This window comes from Paraburkholderia sp. CHISQ3 (assembly GCF_030464945.1).
GTDB classification, from domain to species: domain Bacteria; phylum Pseudomonadota; class Gammaproteobacteria; order Burkholderiales; family Burkholderiaceae; genus Paraburkholderia; species Paraburkholderia megapolitana.
The window spans coordinates 107,793-126,053 of record NZ_JALPRG010000001.1; the positions used below are offsets into that span (position 1 = coordinate 107,793).

The window sequence follows — 18,261 nt, forward strand, 5'->3', positions numbered from 1 at the left end:
GCAGACCCGCACCGCTGATACCTCCCCCACCTACTTCAACCACTGCCCGACCACCCCCGGATTCTTCGCGACCCACAACGCAGCCCCCTTCTCCGGCTGCGTATCGCCGGCGCTGCGAATCTCGTTCATCAGATCGCCAAGCGTCTGGTCGTCCATCTTCCATTGATGCAACCAGCGCGACACGTCCGGCCACGTAGCACTCAGGTTCGACGCAGCAATCGCATAGATCGCGTCCGGTGTACCGAACGTCCCCTTCGGGTCCTTCAGGTAATGCAGCTTCTCCTTCGCCCACACCCAGTGCGGATTCCACAGCGTAACGACGATCGGCTCCTGGCGCTTCCCGGCACGCTGCAGCGCAAGCAACATCGCAGCTTCCGACGAAGGCAGCACCGCGTAATCGAGCGCATAGTCGACCTTCGCTTTTGCGGTGAGCTTCATCAAGCCGCTGCCGGGTTCGATGCCGAAGATCGTCGGTTTGCCGTCATGGAGAAACTGACTGCTGCTCGCGTTCAACTGATCGACGCTATCGATCTTCACGTAGTCCGGCACCGCGAGCCCGAGCTGTGCCTTGTCGAACCACGGGCCGATCTTCTCCACACGCGTCTTCACGCTGTCGTATGGTGCGGCATCGGCGGAAGGCAGCCAGACCTCGAAGGTGAGATCGAGTTTGCGTTGCGCAACACCGCTGTAGATGATCGCCTTGTCGCCCGACTGCAGATTCACCGTATAGCCCTTCTGTGTAAGCAGTACCTTCCACAGATTCGCGACGGCGATGTTCTCCGCCCAGTTGTTAACGCCGATCGATATCGTGCGGTCAGCGGCAAACGAACCCGCAACCGGTATGGCGAGCAGATACAGTGCGAGCAGCGCTCGCCTGAACAGTGTGGTCATGATGATTTCCAGGAAAGGAACGTGCTCGCGCGTGCCGTTAAGCAAGCAGACGCGCTTCGAACGGATAGTCGGACAACAACTCGACGCGGCCGTCGTCGCGCACATACACCTGCTCTTCGAGCTTCACGCCTTCGCCACCGTCTTCGTGACCGATGTAGCTCTCGATGCACAGCGTCATGCCCGGTTCGATCACACCGTCATAGCCTTTCGCCTCGTTGTCCTCGCGATGCACGATGTACGGATATTCGCCGGTCATGCCGACGCCGTGTGCGAGTGCAAAGTAACGACGCGCCTGATACGGCCCGGGGATCTTCCACGCTTTCGCAATGAACTCCTGAAACGTCGTGCCGGCGCGTACGTTCTCCATGTTCGAATGCACCTGCTCGTAGGCGAGGCGATACAGGTTCTTCTGCGCGGCTGTCGCCGGTCCGTCGCCGCACAGGAACGTGCGTGAGAAGTCGGCGTAGTAGCCGAAGCGTCCCACCACATCGGTATCGAGACCGACGAGTTCCCCCGCCTGAATCTTGCGTGGGCTGCTTTCCTGGAACCACGGGTTGGTCCGCGGGCCCGAACTGATCAAACGTGTTTCGACGTAGTCGCCGTCGGTCTCGATGATGTGTTTGTGCAGATGCGACCACAGCTCGTTCTCGCTGATACCCGGCACCAGTGCCGCCTCGAGTTTGCGCACGCCCTCTTCGGCTGCGCGCAGCGACGAGCGGATCATCTTGATCTCGTTGGGTACCTTGATCGCACGCGCGCGTTCCAGCGGCTCCTGGGCGTCGGAGATCTGGTAGCCGCGTGCCTGCAGCGCGAATGCCGCCGCCGAGGTCGCGCTTTCGATTGCAAGACGTTTACCGCCGCCCGATTGCCGCACCAGTTCATCGATTTCGTCGGCCCAGCGCTCGGTCACGCGACCAAGCATGTCGTCGCAGAAGTAGTAGGAAATCGCAGTCGCTGGCCGCACTTCGTCGACGGTGTCGAGACCGTCGGCCAGAAAATCGCAGCCGGCATACTCGAACAGCACGACCTTGCCTTCGGCCGGCACGAACACATAGCGCGCCGGATTGCGCATCGAGTAGACCTGCATGTTGCGCGAGCCTGTCGCATAGCGCATGTGAGTGGGATCGAACAACACGGCTGCGGTCAGGTCGCGCTTCTTTAGTTCGCGGCGCACTGCAGCGAGCCGATCGCGCTGGATCTGCGCGATCTCCTCTGCAGTCGGTTCGCAGTCTTCGGGAAGATGAGTTGGGCGAAGTATGGTCATGGTGTCTGCGGGGGGTTTATTTAATAAGGTGAAGGTCAGTCGACCAGGTCGTCCGCACGCACAAGCCGTTGCTCGGCTTCGAGATGCATTTCGGAAACGCGTCCGTAGAGCTGGCGGGTGCGCTCAAGCCGTCCGATCACGCCTGGCTTCTTCGAGTACGCGAAGATGGCCGTATGACGTTCGATCGAACCCTCCACCTGCGTCACGCGATGCAGCGAGAACCGTCCCTTGAACAGTTGCAGGTCGCCCGGCTGCAGCGTGATCACGTTGATCGGTGCACGCGTCTCGCCGCGCACGATACGTCCGACTTCGCCGTAGTTCTCTCCCTCCGGCGAGCGGATGCCCGGGCAATATTCGAAACCGCCGCCGGCCTCCGGCTGCTGCGTCATCATCGACACGATGAATTCGTTCGTGTCGTAGTGCCACGGCTGTTGAGTGCCCGGCGGCATCACGTTCTGTACGAGCCCCGCATACGGATCCGCGTATTCCCAGATGCGCGCTTCGCCAAGACATGCAGCAACGAAACGCTTCATCGCGTGTGCGACATAGATGCGATGAATGATCGCGTCGGCGGGAATCACATCGCGTGTGACGAAGCCGCTGGTGCGGTCCATGAAGACGCGTCGCGGATCGCCTTCCGGGAGCGAAGGATCGTCGGCGGTGAAATACGCGTTGACGCGGCGGCTCGAAAAGTAGGTCTTGTGGGCGAGTGCGAGACCTTCGTCGCGCGCCTGGGCGAGTGCTGCCGGACGCAGAAAACCGTGCAACACGGCGCTACCCGTTTCAGCAAGACGCGCACGACAACTCTCGATCAGCTCGCGCATGCGCGGACCGTCCGGTTCGTGCAACGGAAAACGCTCGGCGTCGACGATATCGCCGAGATCGCTGCATTCGGCATCGGCAAGGGCAGGACTGACTGGCACGATATTAGCTCCCGGTTCCGGTATGGATGGCGGATCGATGAAGGGTGTGAGGTATCGCGAATCGCGATCCGTTAATGACGCTTCATCTTTTGTTCGCCAATTTCTTCTGGAAAGCGAGTAATTCCGATGGCTGCGATGAGCGAACCCGATTGGTCACGGCTCAGTGCGCTCGACCCCGAACTGCTGCGCGCATTCGTTGCAGTGGTCGACAGCGGCGGCTTTACGGCCGCCGCGAAACAGCTTCATCGCACGCAGTCCACTATCAGCCTGCGCATTCGCACGCTTGAAGAGCGGCTCGAGACGCACGTGTTTCTGCGCAACAGCCGGCGCCTGTCGTTATCGCGCGATGGGGAGAATTTCCTGATTCACGCGCGGCGCATTATTCAGGTGCAAAACGACGCCATCGCCGCACTGAATCGGGGCCGACGCGACGGCGTGATCCGCTTTGGACTACCTGAGGACTATGCGGAATTGTGGCTACCCGATCTGCTGAAGAAGTTTTACGCGCTGCGGCCGGACGTGCGACCGCATATTCATTGCCGGATGTCGCTCGAACTGCTCGAACGCCTGCAGGCAGGCGAACTGGATCTGGCGCTCGTCGTACGGCACGGCACGCAAACGGGCGGCCGGCATCTCGGCAGCGAAGACGTGGTGTGGGCCGCGCATCGGGACTTCGCGCTGGATAAAACGGCGCCGGTGCCGCTTGCGTTGTTTCCCGAGACCTGCTGCTACCGGCAGCGCGGTCTAGAGGCACTGGCCGCGCTCGATCGTCCGTGTCACGTGGTCTATACGAGCCAGAGCCCGACCGGCATCAAGATCGCCGTGAATCATGGTGCCGCGGTGACGATCATCGATCGCTGCACGTTGCCGCCGAACTGGCGCGTGCTTGGCGAAGACGAAGGATTGCCGCCACTGCCGCCGGCCGATCTCGAACTGCATCGCTCGTCGGGGATCTGCGACCCGGCCGCCGATGAACTAGCGACGTTGATCGAGGGGATGATCGAGGAGCGGCGGCGGTAACAGGACCATCGTCCGGCGTCACACGATGCCACGCTATCACCGCGACTCGCCGCTTATTCACGGCACTCGATGTAGCCGCCGAATATGCCTCACGGATTAACTTACCCACATTAAAAAGGCGATGCAGCGATCTGATTTGCGCACACAATCAGTCATCGTTCAAATTAAAATTAACAATCCTCTCGACGATTACTATACTGCGGCAATCAGTCGACGCGATTAAAACGGTCTTATGCGTGAATCATAAAACCGCTTCACCTGTCGTGATCGCCTCAATCAAAAAACAAGGAGACGTAAAGGTTCCGCACGGTACCGCCAACCTTCGCACGTGGGCTCGACCCAGCGCGTGATTCACGCTGCGCAACGTATTTCCCTTGGTTGCTCCTCTTTTCCCTGGCCGTTTATAAGTTCTCACCCCTCAATCAACCGGCAAGGAGAATCCTCAACGAACAATCAATTCCAATTCAAATTTTAATTTCCCCTGTCAGCGTATCGATTCGTCGATGCGTATTGTGTCAAACAACGCTCCCATGCCCGCTACCAAGAAAATAAATGTAAGTCCGCGCGCATGGAATCAGAAGCGAGGTATTTACTGTGCATAAAACCGATATCAGCTGGAGCTCCGAGAATGCGGATCAGTTCTGGCGCATGGCGGACACCCTGCAGGAACAGACTGTCGAACGTGCAAGCGAGCTTTTTTCATTCGTCGAAACCGCCAGCCCCGAGCAACTCAACGCCATCCTCATCCAGTACCGCTACTTCACCGTCTACTACATTCCGGATATCGCGATCCTGGTTGCGCGCCTGAAAGACGGCAAGCTGCGCAGCTTCATGGCCGACGTCCTGTTCGACGAACTGGGGCGCGGCGATCCTGCCGGCGCGCATCCGCGGCTCTACGACGACTTTCTGAGAAGCCTGTGCAGCCAGAACGAAGAACTGGATACGCTGGCGCTCGCCGACAACATCGACATGCTCGACGGAACCCGGACAAAACTCGTCAGCAACAACACGAGCAACGCCTATGCGGTCGGATTGCGCGGGATGGGCGGCGAATGCGTGTGCCAGATCTATCTGGCGAAGCTGTACGAACACGTCATCAAGAATCCGTATGTCCAGCAGAACCGCGCGTCCATCGACTGGAAGTTCTGGGACCTGCATATCGGCGAGCACGATATCGAACACCGGCTCCGGACGCGTCAGCTCATCAACGAGGAAATCATTCAGCAAGGCGGCGACGCGGTGACGGACCTTGGTCGTGGTTACCAGGAGAGCATGACCTCGTGGGGACTTTTCTGGAGCAACATTTTTGCGTCCATTCGCTCCACCGACGTCAAACGCACGCGAGTTGCGCCCTCCTGCAACTTCCAGCTGCAAGCCGCGCCAGTCGGCGCAGCGGACAGCGTCGCGCTTTCCTAGATCTTCTACTGCGGAGCCCTCACATGAAACAGATTCACACGCAGTTCCATCTCGCCATACCCGTCACCGATCTCGAAGCATCACGACAGTTCTATCGCGACGTGCTGGGCGGACACGAAGGACGCTCTACCGACAACTTCATCGACTTCAACTTCTACGGCCATCATCTGGTGCTGCATATCGCGCCGCAAAGTTATGACCGGACACCCGCGATGTTCGAGTCGAAATTTCATAACGAGAAAGTTATCGTGCCGCACTTCGGTCTGAATCTCGACCGGCAGACGTGGGGCGACATGGCTGAGCGTATCAAGACACAGAACTATCCGTTCTTCGATCCGCCGCACGTTCGCATGGCGGGCATGCCGGGCGAGCACGCGACGATGTTCGTCGTCGATCCCTCGGGCAATGCGCTGGAGTTCAAGGCGTTCAAGAACCACGATGAGGTGTTCTCGAAGATATTCGATCCTAAGACCAAGGATCTGAGTAGTCTTGAGACGGTGGTGGCGGACGCTAGTTATCAGGCTTAGTGGCCTGTACGCGGTTGCTTGTGTGAACCGGGCTCAACGAGCCCGGTTCACGAAGCGCCCCCTGCTTCGTCACCTCGTGCTGGAGATACGACACCACTGATACGGATAGACACCCCTGCCGATATGCGCAAGAAAAGTCTTACATGAGCCAACATCAAGCAAAAAGCCGTAGTCAGCCAACGCTTGACCCGAATCGACGAGTTCCGCTGCATCCTTCGCTGCATCTGCCTGGCCGTCGGACCAGTAACCCGGGATTAGCGCGTACACAGGTCCGCCTCGCTGCCGGACAATGTCGTGAATCTTGTTGTCGTACGCCGGTCGAGCCTGCGGAAACGCCGACCTGGTCGTTGCGAATGCGACCGTATCGGGGAACATCGGCACCAGCCAGCCGAGCGGCGGATCGCCTGCGGTGAGCAGCACCGTCGTCGTCTGAGGTTCGGGAAGCGGTGGCACATCCACCTCGAACATCCTCTTCGCCCACGCATCGTGCCCCCACGAGTGGGCGCCTCCAACCAGAACGACCGTCGTGCAAACCACGAGTAACGCCCTGGTTAAATGACGCGCGACGCGATAGGCGAACAACTGCGTGAGCAGAAGATAGATGAAGAGGGGAACACACAGCTCGATTGCCACCAGATACCGCTGGATACTGAACAGCATCATCCACACGAGATACCCAATAGCAACATACGCGACGACGTAACGCGCGGCAGGGGTCAGGCTCGTCGTAAGCGCACCCTTGCGACTACGCACAAAAACCGCGATCACCCAACACCAGAAGATGACGTATGCAACGGCCCAGATGCCTTGATGTAGCCTTGCCTGCCCGACGCGGAAAGGGTTGAGTGAGAATACAAACGGAAAAATCAAGGCTTCCCAGAGGCTCTTGGGGAACCACCGCGTATCGATCACTCCAACGCTCGACGTCAGTGCGCTTGGGAAAATGGAGCTGTATTGCGGATAAAGAGGGTTCCCATACAGGCGCCACATCTCCACGAACCAATACCCCCCCGTTGCCGCTATACCGAGAAGTACACCGACTCCAAAGGTAAACGCGACGCGCAGACGAGCTGTCGCCGATATCGGCGCAAACAACAATCCCACGCACAAAGCGACCGAATACACGACAGTCGTGAGCTTGAGTCCCGCCCCCAGCCCAGAAATGATCCCGCCGATTGCGATAACCAAAAGGACACGCGTCCTCACCTCGGCCAACCGCGGCCAGACCGTCATGACGACAAGCAGTGCCCCGAGGCTGAAGAGCGAAGTAGTGTTGTCGCCCATCGAGTTGCCTATGGCCGACATGAAGTTTGCGGTAAGGCAACCTGCGAGTGCGAGCCAGAATGACGTCCTGTTCCGCTCGTGTTCCGGCAGATCGACAAGCGTCAGACGGCATATTCCCAGGAGCACGACAAAGTTGAGACCGTGCACCACCCCCATGATGAATCCCACCAGCATCGCCGGCAGGTGCATCGACATCAGGTAATACGGAACATCCAGCAACGGGTTGAAGTAACTCTGCATTCCCGCCGGCGCCAGATCGATCGCTATCTTTCCGTGGAGCAGCGCGAAAGCGTTATAAAGATGATAGTTGCGGATATCCCAGTTCGAATCCGCACCCTGCATTACTGAATAGACACCGTATATCAACGGCACAATCCAGCACGCGATCAGTAGAGACCGACGGCTGTTCATCCGTGTCCGGAAGAGCCCGTTCCGGCATGCCGTGAAGTGTGTGTTCATCTGGTTTTACCGCAGTGATGTGTCGAACTATTTCTTGAATGCCCAGCGCTTCGCGGCAAAGAAGTTAACAAACAGTCCCGCGACCGACCCGCAAGCCACAGCAATCAGGGGAACAAGTCGCCAGCCATGCACGGTGAGGACGACGGCCGAGTAAGTCGCGTAGTTCACGCTGGCGCCCCCGAGCATGGACAGAAGATAGCGCCACCATTCGACCCATGCGGACCTCTCGGCGCGCTCGCGAAAGGTATGCCGCCGGTTGATACGCCACGTTACCCAGACCGCTGCGATGAATGAAACGGCCCGCCCCGCGAACAGGCCGAGCCCACAGGCTAGCGCCAGGTAGAGAACGGACGCGTCGACAACGAAACCGATCACGCCGGCAATGGCAAACCGGATGAATTGACTGCCGATCACGAGCGGCCTGGCCCGGGAACAGCCAGGTAAGCCAGACGTTTGGCCTCGGCTCTTCCGTGCGTGACCGTGTCGAGGACCATGCCGCAAGTCAGCAGGATGCCGCCGAACAGCACGAGTGCCACGCACATCAATGCCGTGGGAAGGCGCGGCACGAGCCCCGTCTCCACGTACGTCTCCAGCAGCGGAATAGCCAGTAAGACCGAAACGAGCACACACAATAACGAGCCCGAGGCGAAGAAGGCAAACGGCTTTTCCGACTTCAGCAGCTTGACGATAGTGACGAGAATACGAAAGCCGTCCCGGTAAGTATTCAGCTTGCTGCACGAACCCTCCGGGCGCGACCGGTATGCGGTGACGACTTCCGATACAGGCATCCTCAGTTCCAGTGCGTGGACCGTTAGCTCGGTTTCAGTTTCGAAGCCAGACGCGTGAGCGGGGAACGACTTGACATAGCGCCGGGAGAAAACGCGAAAGCCCGAAAGCATGTCCGTAAATGTCCTGCCGAAAATCGACGAGACGCAGCGGGTCAGCGCAACATTGCCGAACCGATGACCGAATCGATAGGCACACTGCTCTTGACTGATACGGGTTCCCACAACCATGTCCAGGCTTTCGTCGATTAGCGCCGAAACCATCCTGGGTGCAACGCGAGCGTCGTAGGTATCGTCACCATCGACCAGCACATAGACATCCGCATCCACGTCCGCGAACATGCGCCGAATGACGTTGCCCTTACCTCGCAGCGGGACCTTGCGTACTGTCGCACCAGCCGCCCGCGCCACTTCGATGGTTTTATCCGTGGAGTTGTTATCGAAGACAAAGACCTCTGCGCCTGGCAACGCCTCTCTGAAGTCGCGAATCACATTCGGAACGGTCAGGGCTTCGTTGAGGCAAGGAATCAGGACTGCGATTCGACAGGTGGACGATGCGGTCATTCTATTCAGGCGGAAGTACAAAAGTTGATCGGGCGAGGAGTGGATTTGCCAGCTCAGCCGCGATCGGCAACTACAGGCGATAACCCCATATCTCTCCCTCCCGGAGGCTTGCTTACAAACAGCAAGCAGTATAGGGATCGATCTGGCTGTGTGCAATGGAATCGGGATATCCGTCTGTGTGCCCAGACAATCGCGTTCACATAGTGAGTAACAACGCCTTCTCACCGCGATTCGGCATTGCATTCTTCCCAACGCTTACGGCTGTCGAAAAATTTCCGGACCTTGATATTCGTAACGCCGTCTTGCGCCCATTACGCAAACGCGTGCTCATACGTGCTCGGCCCGCCGCTCCTGCACAATCCCTCCGGCTCATGACAAATCCTGTAAAGAACAACTAGACGACAGTAACAAACCAACGAACACCATCGGCTATCGTGAGACTGCCCCTTCCTGCTACAGCGAGGTCAGACAGTCATCATGAAATCATTTCTCACCCCTTGTGTACTTGCCGCGGTGCTGAAGGTCAGTTCCGCTCCGGTGTACTCCGCGTTCCTGGCCTCGATCTCCACGCATAGCACGCTGACGGTCTCGGGTTACCGCGAGGCCAGCGCAGTGTCCGACGACAGGCTTCATGCTTATTCGTCGCACATGGAAGATAGACCGCGCATTTGATCCCGCAACGCTCGCCGTCCAGTCGAGCACTTCGGGCGACCTCGCCCGAACCATCACAACGCCGGTCTCGCGCCGTCTGGTCTGAATCGCACATCGTTCGACACTTATCTTGACTCTGCGCAGCACCCTGCGAGGTTTTCATCTGAAACCTCTGATTTCGCTCGTGCTGCTCGCCGCAGGCTGGGTGCCGCCGGCTGTGTATGCGCAACTGACGGGCACAGCTGCAGCACCGGAATCGCTCGGTGGCCAATGGGACTTGCGCCTCGCGCCGCAGCTCGCCGAACACTCGCTGCCCGCTAATCAAAAGGCTGCCACGCTGACATTGGGCAACAGCGAGACTGCTACGACAGACACCGATCTCGCGCTCAAGGGCAACGCGGAATTGCGACGCTACACGTCGGCGGTCAAGGGCGACTATGTGCATTACGCATTCGACAGCGACATGGCCGACGCGTACGGAGCCGTGCAGATCGTGAACGACGGCAACGTGTTTACGGGACCCGAGGCGCACCTGCGTGTAGATGCAAACGAAGGCTACATGACGGTGCCGAAGTATCGCTTCAGCCTGACTGGCGGTTGGGGCAGCGCGCAACGCATCGACCTGATCGACAACGAACGATCGGTAATACATGACGGGACCTACACCACATGCCCGTGCGACGGCCAGCCTGCGTGGTACGTGAAGGCATCGCAGTTCAATATCGACCAGGGCGCCGACGACGGCATCGCACACGATGGCGTGCTGTTCTTCCAGGGCGTGCCAATCTTCGCGAGCCCGTGGCTGTCGTTTCCGCTTTCCAACGATCGGCAAAGCGGTCTGTTACCGCCTACATTTTCGATCGGTTCAACCAACGGCATCGATGTCGCGTTGCCGTACTACTTCAACATCGCACCGAACTACGACCTCACGCTGACGCCGCGCTATATGTCGAAGCGCGGCGAAATGTTGAGCGCCGACTATCGCTATCTGACAGCGAAGTCTTCCGGCACGATGGATGTCGCGTATCTGCCCGACGACGCGATCACGAAGACGAACCGCTACTCGATCGCTGTGGTGCAGAACTGGACGATCGCCCCGGGTCTCGCCGGGTACGTCAATTACAACCGGGTGTCGGATGCCTCGGTGACAACCGATCTCGCGTCGGGTACCGCGTTCCCCACCAGTTCGACCACGTTGTATCAGCAGGAAGCCGGGCTCACCTACAACAACGGACCGTGGTCGGTACTGGCACGCGAGCAACGCTGGCAGACGTTCTCGACCGACACGACGTATAACCGCGAACCGCAGGTAGACGTTCGCTACTCGCAATACAACGTGGATGGTTTCGACTTCGGTACCCAGGCCGATGCAACGCGATTTACGTTGCCGGGGACCGGTGTAACCGAAGGCAATCGCTTCACCTTCACACCGTATATCAGTTATCCGATCGTTCGGCCTGGCTGGTTTTTCACGCCGCAACTGAAGTGGCATTTCGTCGACTATGACCTGTCGTCGATAGGCAGCGATGCGCCGGCCGGGCAACCGAAGACCTTCAGCTTCAACGTGCCGACGCTGAGTCTCGATTCGGGCATGACCTTCGAGCGCAGTGTCCGGCTGTTCGGACACGCGTTCATCCAGACGCTAGAACCGCGGCTCTATTACGTCTACACACCGTATCGCAACCAGCAGTTCGCACCGCTCTTCGATACCGCGGAAGCCGATTTCGGGTTGTCCGAAATCTTCACCGACAACACGTTTGTGGGCGGCGACCGCGTGGCGGACGCGAGCCGCATTACCGCTGCGGTGACGAGCCGCCTGATCGATCCATCGAGTGGCGACGAGAAGGCACGCTTCACCGTTGCGCAGCTATACGACTTCCGGGCGCCACAAGTGACGCTGGTAGACGGCGAGCCGATCTCCGACATGAGCCGGACCGGGATTATCGTGGGTGCGTCGTACAGGATCGGCCCCGGTTTCAGCGCCGAGCAGGCGGTCCAGTACAACGAAATCGAACACTACCTGTCGCGCGCGACCGTCGGGTTCGGCTGGGCTCCCGCTACCCGCGAGGTGTTGAACTTCGCCTATCACTACACGCGCGAAGACGAGACACTCGATTACGAACCGGTCAACCAGTTCATCGTCTCGGAACAGTGGCCGCTCGCGCGCCGGCTGTCGAGCGTCGCGCGCATCAACTACGACATGGTCACGCACCGGTTGATTGCCGGTTTGCTCGGCCTTCAATACGACGCCGATTGCTGGGCGGTCAGTATCGCGTTCGAAAAGTATACGAACGCATCGAGTACGACCGAGCCAAGTACCGGCACCCGGGTTCTGATGCAGCTGCAGCTCAAGGGTTTTTCAAAGATCGATAACGGGCTGCTCGATCAGTTTCGTGCGAATGTACCGGGCTATACGCCGCTGCCGGCGAGCGACGCGCCCACGTCTCGGTTCTCGGACTATCCGTGACGACAGTCGTACGTCGCCTGAAGCTGTTTTCAGGTGGTGACGATTTCAGTCTGATGTTCGAGGGCCGGGTGTGGCCTGTACCCGATCGCGCCCGCTTGCTCCGGCAACTTCGGCACTTTAGAAACCACCGGTTCGGAGTCGACGACCGACCGGTCAATGCGAAACACCGCTACGGCTTCCCGCAATACCTCCGCCTGCTCTTCGAGCGACTTCGCCGCGGCCGCCGCCTCTTCGACGAGCGCGACGTTGTTCTGCGTCACTTCATCGATCTGCGTGATGGCCTGGTTGACCTGCTCGATGCCGGCACTCTGCTCGCGCGCCGCCGCTTCGATTTCGGCCATGATGCTCGTGACCTGCTCCACCGCCTGCATCGCGTCTTTCATCGTGCCGCCCGCCTGCACGACGAGCGCCGCGCCCTGCGCGACCTGTGCAGCCGAATGCCCGAGCAGTTCCTTGATCTCCTTCGCGGCGGTTGCCGAGCGCTGCGCGAGACTGCGCACCTCCGATGCCACCACCGCGAAGCCGCGGCCCTGCTCGCCGGCGCGAGCGGCCTCGACGGCGGCGTTCAACGCGAGGATGTTGGTCTGGAACGCGATGCCCTCGATCATCCCGGTGATCTCGGTGACCTTGCGCGACGACTCGGTGATGCCGTCCATGGTTTGCGTCACGCGGTTGACGACCTCGCCGCCGCGCGTGACCGTATCGAGTGCGCCGTGAGCGAGACGGCTGCCCTCTTTCGCGTTGTCAGCGTTCTGCTTCACCGTCGACGACAGCTCCTCGATGCTCGCCGCCGTGCGTTCGAGCGCCGCTGCCTGCTGCTCGGTGCGGCGCGACAGATCGAGATTGCCCGCGGCGATTTCCTTTACGCCGTGTGCGATTGCGCCGGTGCTGCCACGCACCTTCGATACCGTGTCGACCAACCCGTCGCGCATGTGTGCGAGCGCGCCGAGCAACTGCCCCATTTCGTTGCGCGAACGGGTGCGGACCGAGATCGTCAGATCGCCGGCTGCAATGCTCTGAAAGTGCGAGATCGTGCGCTTGACCGGTTTGATCAGCGCCGCCGACATCATTGCGCGCGCAACCACACCAACCACGAGCGAGATCACGCCAATCGCTGCAAACAGCAGACCCGTGATGCGAAAGCGTTGAGCGATGTCGTCGGCGTCGCGCCGTTGGGCGTCGGCTTGCAGATGCTCGAGGGCATCGATCGCCTTCGCGTAGACCTTGTAGTAGCGATCGGCGGTTTCGCCCTGGATCGTGCGGAACGTGTTGAAGTCGTTGTCGACGAGCGCTTTGTGCTCGGGCTCGATTGCCTGCTTGACGAGTGCGTCGCGGGCCTGCGCAACCGCCTGGGCCAGCTTCTGCTCGTCGGCACTCGCGAACGGACCGCTCGCGTAGGTACCGAAGTCCTTGTTCGAATCGACCAGCATCGTGTGAGCGGCTTCGAGCAGTCCGTCGGTGTCCTTGCCGATGCTGAACAGCGTCTCGTAGCTGCCGAGCGCGAGACGCACCTGCAGCAACTTCTCGGAGCTCGTCTTCAGCGACGCGAGCGCGGCCGAGCTGCGTTGCAGGTCGCGCAGACCGTCGCTGGTGTGCTTCAGTGCGCCGTAGCCGACTCCAATCACCGTCAGCAGAAATGCGACGAATACGCAGATGATCAGGGTCAGGCCACCGCGAATGGTGAGGTTGTTGAGCATGATGGGTCCGTGGCGGTCTATCGGTTGCGTGCGGGGTGCGTTTTTCTGGTTGCCGGCGTGGCCTCCCTGAGCGGGATATCGGCGTTTGGGCGCGGTGGGTGTATAGGGGATATCCATGAGGGCGGCTGGTCTGCCCGCATGCCGCCGGCACCTGTCGATCGGGGACTTGTCGGGATTCGTTTGTATAATCTGGCGTTTGCGTACTGGCCGGCCACATTCATGCTTAGTTTTGCGCTCGGATTTATCGTTTCGCTGCTGGTCACGCTGCTGATCGTGCGTTATGCGCATCTGCACGAAAAATTTTCGACCGACACCGATCTGGCCGGCGTGCAGAAATTCCACGTGCGGCCCGTGCCGCGTATCGGCGGGACCGGCATCCTGATTGGGTTGATTGTCTCGGCGGTGCAGCTGCATCACACGTATCCGGCTGTTTCGGCGGGGATACTCGGCCTGGTTGCGTGCGGCATGCCGGCGTTCGCATCAGGCCTCGTCGAAGACCTGACCAAGCGCGTCTCGCCGCTCATGCGGCTCGTCTGCACGATGGTGGCAGCGGCGCTTGCCTACTTCCTGTTGCATATCGCGGTGACGCGAATCAGCGTGCCACCTCTCGATTTCCTGCTCACGTATGCGGTAATTTCCGGCGCGATCACCGTGCTGGCGGTCGCGGCGCTGGCTAACGCGATCAACATCATCGACGGCTTCAACGGGCTCGCCTCGATGGTCGCGTTCATGATGTTCGCGTCGCTTGCGTATGTCGCGTTTCAGGTATCGGACCCGATCGTGCTGTCCGCGTCGCTGATCATGATGGGCGCGGTGATGGGCTTCTTCATCTGGAATTTTCCGGCCGGGCTGATCTTTCTTGGCGATGGCGGCGCTTACTTCATCGGCTTCATGCTGGCCGAGCTGTCAATCATGCTGGTGATGCGCAATCGCGATGTGTCCGCGTGGTATCCGGTGCTGCTGTTCATGTATCCGATCTTCGAGACGTGTTTCTCGATCTACCGGAAGAAGTTTGTGCGGGGGATCTCACCGGGGATACCCGATGGTGTGCATCTGCATATGCTCGTTTATAAGCGGCTGATGCGCTGGGCGGTGGGGGTGCGGACAGCGCGGGAGTTGACGCAGCGGAATTCGCTTACCTCGCCTTATCTTTGGCTACTGTGTCTCGTGGCTGTGATTCCAGCGACGTTGTTCTGGCGGCATACGGTGCATCTGTTCGCCTTTGTGGTGGTGTTTGCTTTTACGTATGTCTGGCTTTACGTGAGTATTGTGCGGTTTCGGGTGCCGCGGTGGCTGGTGGTGCGGAAGGGACGGAAGTGACAACAAAAAAGGCGCGTAAGCGCCTTCTTTGTTTATCGCCGTGCGTGGGAGCCCACTCGTTACTTCAACGCGCGAATCCCCGTCACTGGCGTGATGCTCTGGAGCGGCGGTGCGAGCGTCGGTTGATACTCCGGCACCCAGCGCCGTAGATCGCGACGGACCTCGTCGACGGTCAGCACGCGGTGCTGCATCAACCACGGCAGCAATTCGTCCAGCAGGTTATCCGCTACTTCCCGTGCCTGGGCGATGCGCAGTTTGGGATGAGGTGTGCGAGTCGTCGTTTCATCGTCGGCGAGTAGCTCCTCGTATAGCTTTTCTCCGGGGCGAAGTCCGGTAAACACGATCCGGATCTGCTCTTCGCTGAATCCGTACAGCTTGATCAGGTCTCGAGCCAGGTCAACGATCTTGACCGGCTGCCCCATATCGAGGATGAAGATCTCGCCGCCGTGCCCCATGCTCGATGCCTGCAACACCAGTTGCGAGGCTTCGGGAATGGTCATGAAGAACCGCGTGATCTCAGGGTGGGTGACAGTAACCGGGCCGCCCTTCGCGATCTGCTGCTGGAACTTCGGAATCACACTACCCGCGCTTCCCAGCACGTTTCCAAAGCGCACTGTCTCGAACTGCGTGCGTTGGCTACTTTGCTGCAGCGCCTGGCAGGCCATTTCGGCGAGGCGTTTGCTCGCGCCCATCACGTTCGTCGGGTTGACTGCCTTATCCGTCGAAATCAGTACGAAGTGTCGGACGTCATGGCGAATCGCAGCACGTGCCACGCGGTAGGTGCCAAGTACGTTGTTGCGTACCGCTTGCCACGCATTCTGCTCTTCCATCAACGGAACGTGCTTGTAGGCCGCCGCATGAAACACGATGTGCGGTGTATGGCGCGACAGCACCTGGTCGAGCAGCAGCGAATCTTTGGCATCGCCGATGACCGGGATTACCGACACGCCCTGGTAGCGCTCGTGCAATTCCTCGGTGAGCTTGTACATCGCGTATTCGGATAGATCGTAGGCGATGAGCTGCGCAGGCTCGAAACGCAGGATCTGGCGGCACAGCTCTGAGCCGATCGAACCGCCGGCCCCAGTCACCATTACCACCCTGTTTCGCAGCAGTGCCTCGACGTGCGGTGTGTCGATCTTCACCGGATCACGGCCCAGCAAATCTTCGAGGTCGATGTGCCGTACACGCGACAGGAACGCCTGGCCCTGTGTCAACGTCGTCAATGCAGGCAGCACCATCGCGCGGACACCCGCACGGACGCACAGCGTGGCTACGCGTCGCTGTGCTTCGACGGTCGCAGAGGGGATCGCGATGATCGCGTACTCGGTTTTCATCGACTCCGCGAGTTGCGGAAGGTCGCTGATGGGCCCTAAGACCTTGTAGCCGTAGATTTCGCGGCCGTGCTTGGCTACATCATCGTCGAGTAGGCCGACGAGGCGCCATTCGCTCGAGCGCGATAGTTCACGAGCGAGGCTTGCGCCGGCACGGCCAGCGCCGAGAACGATGACGGGTTTGCCTTGCGCCACGAGGCCACCGTATAGGTAGAACTCTTTGGTCGCGCGGTAGAGGGCGCGAGAGCCGCCCATTGCCAGAAACAGCAGCAAGGGGGAGACGACCAGTACTGAGCGAGGAACGATCGGATGTGGCTGAACCATCACCAGAACGACCATCGCGATCAGCGCACCCGACACGACTGCTTTGGAAATCCGCATCAGGTCCGGCAAACTTGCGAACACCCACATGCCACGGTAAAGACCGTAGATATGGAACATCACCGCATACACAGGCAGCACCCACAGCAACGAGTGCACCGCCCCCATTCGAAATTCGATCGGGACGATACCGTTGAAGCGGATGACGTAGGCGACCAGCCACGCTGCGGCGACCGCACAGACATCGAAAAGGAAAGCGCTGAAAGACAGCCATGAGGCTCTGGATCTAAACATCAGCGTCATACCTCAGAGTGTTCGGACTGTGTTGACTGGAAACGACGCCAGCGGAAATCGACTGCCGCGCCCATCAAACACAAAGCAACGATCCATGTGGCAACGAGACTCCACTGGACAATCGAAGGTCGGTCGAGTGCATAAACAGCAAGCATTATGCCAACAACCATCACGAGATACCAAACACAAGCGGTGCCAGCGTGACCAATGCCGGAGCGCACCATACGTTGATAGTAGTGCTCCCGGTGCGCTTGCCAAAATTTCTTACCGCGCAACAAACGTCTTGTAAGGGTGATTGAAGCGTCCGTAATAAATGGCGAAAACACCAGTACCGGGAACCAGATCGGCCAGACGCCGTGAAGCCAGCCCCAGTAACCGAATGCGCCAGCCAGGAAGCCTGTGGAGATGGACCCTGCGTCGCCCAGGAAGATACGTGCGGGGTGGAAGTTGAACAGCAGGAAGCCGATTGCCGCTCCTGCTACCGCCGCCGATGCCAGCGCCAGTTCGGGTAGCGGATGGGCGCTGATCAACGCTGCGGCGGCATATCCGGAGAAGCCGAATAATGTCATGCCGCCGGCAAGTCCGTCGGCGCCGTCCATGAAGTTGTAAAGATTGACTAGCCAGAGCATTAAAAATGACAAGGCGGCGAGCACCCACCATGGGACTGGTGCTGGATAGAGGACCACGAGTCCCACTACCGCGATCAGGTGCGCTGCGAACCTGACGCGGGCGGGGAGCCCGCGGCGATCGTCGATCTGCGATATCGCTGCGAGGAAAACTGTCGCGGCCGCTGCGAGCCAAAGGCTCGGTGCAACCAGCACGATCGCTACGACCGAGACCGGCACAATGCCCCAGCCGCCTACTCGCGGTGTGGGACGGTTGTGCAGCGAACGGTCGTTCGGAATGTCGGTGGCGAGACGCCATGCCAGGCCGGTCTTGAGCAGCATGGACAGGATCAGCGCACATACGCATGCCGCACCAAGCGCGGCAAGTATTGCGCTGAGCTGAGGAGAGATCGCCATAAAAGCTTGTGTGGCCATGAACGGT

Annotated in this window: 15 protein-coding genes; 6 read left to right on the forward strand and 9 right to left on the reverse strand. The window is 59.6% G+C overall.

What is annotated here, in order from left to right:
- Positions 1 to 30: 30 nt before the first annotated feature.
- Genes M0D65_RS00515 through M0D65_RS00525 form a run of 3 tightly spaced genes read right to left on the reverse strand, consistent with a single transcriptional unit; the run spans position 31 to position 3,078 of the window.
- A complete protein-coding gene (locus tag M0D65_RS00515) occupies positions 31 to 891 on the reverse strand; it encodes a glycine betaine ABC transporter substrate-binding protein (protein ID WP_266250317.1) in 861 nt (286 codons plus the stop codon).
- Between the two features lie 37 nt (positions 892 to 928).
- Positions 929 to 2,155, reverse strand: coding sequence for a Xaa-Pro peptidase family protein (locus M0D65_RS00520; RefSeq protein ID WP_266250318.1), 1,227 nt, complete (start codon positions 2,153 to 2,155; stop codon positions 929 to 931).
- A gap of 35 nt (positions 2,156 to 2,190) precedes the next feature.
- A complete protein-coding gene (locus M0D65_RS00525; protein WP_266250319.1) occupies positions 2,191 to 3,078 on the reverse strand; it encodes a hypothetical protein in 888 nt (295 codons plus the stop codon).
- Positions 3,079 to 3,213: 135 nt separating this feature from the next.
- Between M0D65_RS00525 and M0D65_RS00530 the strand changes: the two genes are divergently transcribed.
- From M0D65_RS00530 to M0D65_RS00540, 3 genes are all read left to right on the forward strand, one after another.
- Positions 3,214 to 4,098: a LysR substrate-binding domain-containing protein gene (locus M0D65_RS00530; protein ID WP_266250320.1), complete on the forward strand. Its 885-nt coding sequence runs from the start codon at positions 3,214 to 3,216 to the stop codon at positions 4,096 to 4,098.
- 648 nt (positions 4,099 to 4,746) lie between these two features.
- Positions 4,747 to 5,514: an iron-containing redox enzyme family protein gene (locus M0D65_RS00535; protein WP_266250321.1), complete on the forward strand. Its 768-nt coding sequence runs from the start codon at positions 4,747 to 4,749 to the stop codon at positions 5,512 to 5,514.
- A 23-nt stretch (positions 5,515 to 5,537) separates the two neighbouring features.
- Positions 5,538 to 6,041: a VOC family protein gene (locus tag M0D65_RS00540; protein ID WP_091010725.1), complete on the forward strand. Its 504-nt coding sequence runs from the start codon at positions 5,538 to 5,540 to the stop codon at positions 6,039 to 6,041.
- 69 nt (positions 6,042 to 6,110) lie between these two features.
- Here M0D65_RS00540 and M0D65_RS00545 read toward each other — a convergent pair whose 3' ends face one another.
- From M0D65_RS00545 to M0D65_RS00555, 3 genes are all read right to left on the reverse strand, one after another.
- Positions 6,111 to 7,736 carry a hypothetical protein gene (locus M0D65_RS00545; RefSeq protein ID WP_266250322.1) on the reverse strand — a complete coding sequence of 542 codons (1,626 nt, stop codon included), beginning with the start codon at positions 7,734 to 7,736 and terminating at the stop codon, positions 6,111 to 6,113.
- Between the two features lie 75 nt (positions 7,737 to 7,811).
- Positions 7,812 to 8,195, reverse strand: coding sequence for a GtrA family protein (locus M0D65_RS00550; protein WP_266251161.1), 384 nt, complete (start codon positions 8,193 to 8,195; stop codon positions 7,812 to 7,814).
- Positions 8,195 to 9,133 (reverse strand): glycosyltransferase family 2 protein, encoded by a 939-nt coding sequence (locus M0D65_RS00555; protein WP_266250323.1) that lies wholly within the window; start codon positions 9,131 to 9,133, stop codon positions 8,195 to 8,197. The genes M0D65_RS00550 and M0D65_RS00555 overlap by 1 nt, the downstream gene beginning before the upstream one ends.
- Positions 9,134 to 9,610: 477 nt before the next feature.
- Between M0D65_RS00555 and M0D65_RS00560 the strand changes: the two genes are divergently transcribed.
- Together M0D65_RS00560 and M0D65_RS00565 are read left to right on the forward strand one after the other, a co-directional pair.
- Positions 9,611 to 9,805, forward strand: coding sequence for a hypothetical protein (locus tag M0D65_RS00560; RefSeq protein WP_266250324.1), 195 nt, complete (start codon positions 9,611 to 9,613; stop codon positions 9,803 to 9,805).
- 163 nt (positions 9,806 to 9,968) lie between these two features.
- On the forward strand, positions 9,969 to 12,251 hold the full coding sequence (locus M0D65_RS00565) for an LPS-assembly protein LptD (protein ID WP_266251162.1): 2,283 nt from the start codon (positions 9,969 to 9,971) through the stop codon (positions 12,249 to 12,251).
- A gap of 29 nt (positions 12,252 to 12,280) precedes the next feature.
- On the opposite strand, the gene M0D65_RS00570 is transcribed toward M0D65_RS00565, so the two are convergent.
- On the reverse strand, positions 12,281 to 13,948 hold the full coding sequence (locus M0D65_RS00570) for a methyl-accepting chemotaxis protein (protein ID WP_266250325.1): 1,668 nt from the start codon (positions 13,946 to 13,948) through the stop codon (positions 12,281 to 12,283).
- 219 nt (positions 13,949 to 14,167) lie between these two features.
- On the opposite strand from M0D65_RS00570, the gene M0D65_RS00575 reads away from it, so the two are divergent.
- On the forward strand, positions 14,168 to 15,268 hold the full coding sequence (locus M0D65_RS00575) for a glycosyltransferase (RefSeq protein ID WP_266250326.1): 1,101 nt from the start codon (positions 14,168 to 14,170) through the stop codon (positions 15,266 to 15,268).
- A gap of 59 nt (positions 15,269 to 15,327) precedes the next feature.
- Here M0D65_RS00575 and M0D65_RS00580 read toward each other — a convergent pair whose 3' ends face one another.
- Both M0D65_RS00580 and M0D65_RS00585 read right to left on the reverse strand, forming a co-directional pair.
- Positions 15,328 to 17,214, reverse strand: coding sequence for a nucleoside-diphosphate sugar epimerase/dehydratase (locus tag M0D65_RS00580; RefSeq protein WP_266250327.1), 1,887 nt, complete (start codon positions 17,212 to 17,214; stop codon positions 15,328 to 15,330).
- A gap of 5 nt (positions 17,215 to 17,219) precedes the next feature.
- On the reverse strand, positions 17,220 to 18,254 hold the full coding sequence (locus tag M0D65_RS00585) for a glycosyltransferase family 4 protein (RefSeq protein ID WP_266250328.1): 1,035 nt from the start codon (positions 18,252 to 18,254) through the stop codon (positions 17,220 to 17,222).
- Positions 18,255 to 18,261 lie beyond the last annotated feature (7 nt).

Bases quoted from the DNA above. Each gene is read 5' to 3' on its own strand.
- M0D65_RS00515 (WP_266250317.1), bottom strand. From the start codon at position 891: ATGACCACACTGTTCAGGCGAGCGCTGCTCGCACTGTATCTGCTCGCC.
- M0D65_RS00520 (WP_266250318.1), bottom strand. From the start codon at position 2,155: ATGACCATACTTCGCCCAACTCATCTTCCCGAAGACTGCGAACCGACT.
- M0D65_RS00530 (WP_266250320.1), top strand. From the start codon at position 3,214: ATGAGCGAACCCGATTGGTCACGGCTCAGTGCGCTCGACCCCGAACTG.
- M0D65_RS00535 (WP_266250321.1), top strand. From the start codon at position 4,747: ATGGCGGACACCCTGCAGGAACAGACTGTCGAACGTGCAAGCGAGCTT.
- M0D65_RS00540 (WP_091010725.1), top strand. From the start codon at position 5,538: ATGAAACAGATTCACACGCAGTTCCATCTCGCCATACCCGTCACCGAT.
- M0D65_RS00545 (WP_266250322.1), bottom strand. From the start codon at position 7,736: ATGAACAGCCGTCGGTCTCTACTGATCGCGTGCTGGATTGTGCCGTTG.
- M0D65_RS00555 (WP_266250323.1), bottom strand. From the start codon at position 9,133: ATGACCGCATCGTCCACCTGTCGAATCGCAGTCCTGATTCCTTGCCTC.
- M0D65_RS00560 (WP_266250324.1), top strand. From the start codon at position 9,611: ATGAAATCATTTCTCACCCCTTGTGTACTTGCCGCGGTGCTGAAGGTC.
- M0D65_RS00570 (WP_266250325.1), bottom strand. From the start codon at position 13,948: ATGCTCAACAACCTCACCATTCGCGGTGGCCTGACCCTGATCATCTGC.
- M0D65_RS00575 (WP_266250326.1), top strand. From the start codon at position 14,168: ATGCTTAGTTTTGCGCTCGGATTTATCGTTTCGCTGCTGGTCACGCTG.
- M0D65_RS00580 (WP_266250327.1), bottom strand. From the start codon at position 17,214: ATGTTTAGATCCAGAGCCTCATGGCTGTCTTTCAGCGCTTTCCTTTTC.
- M0D65_RS00585 (WP_266250328.1), bottom strand. From the start codon at position 18,254: ATGGCCACACAAGCTTTTATGGCGATCTCTCCTCAGCTCAGCGCAATA.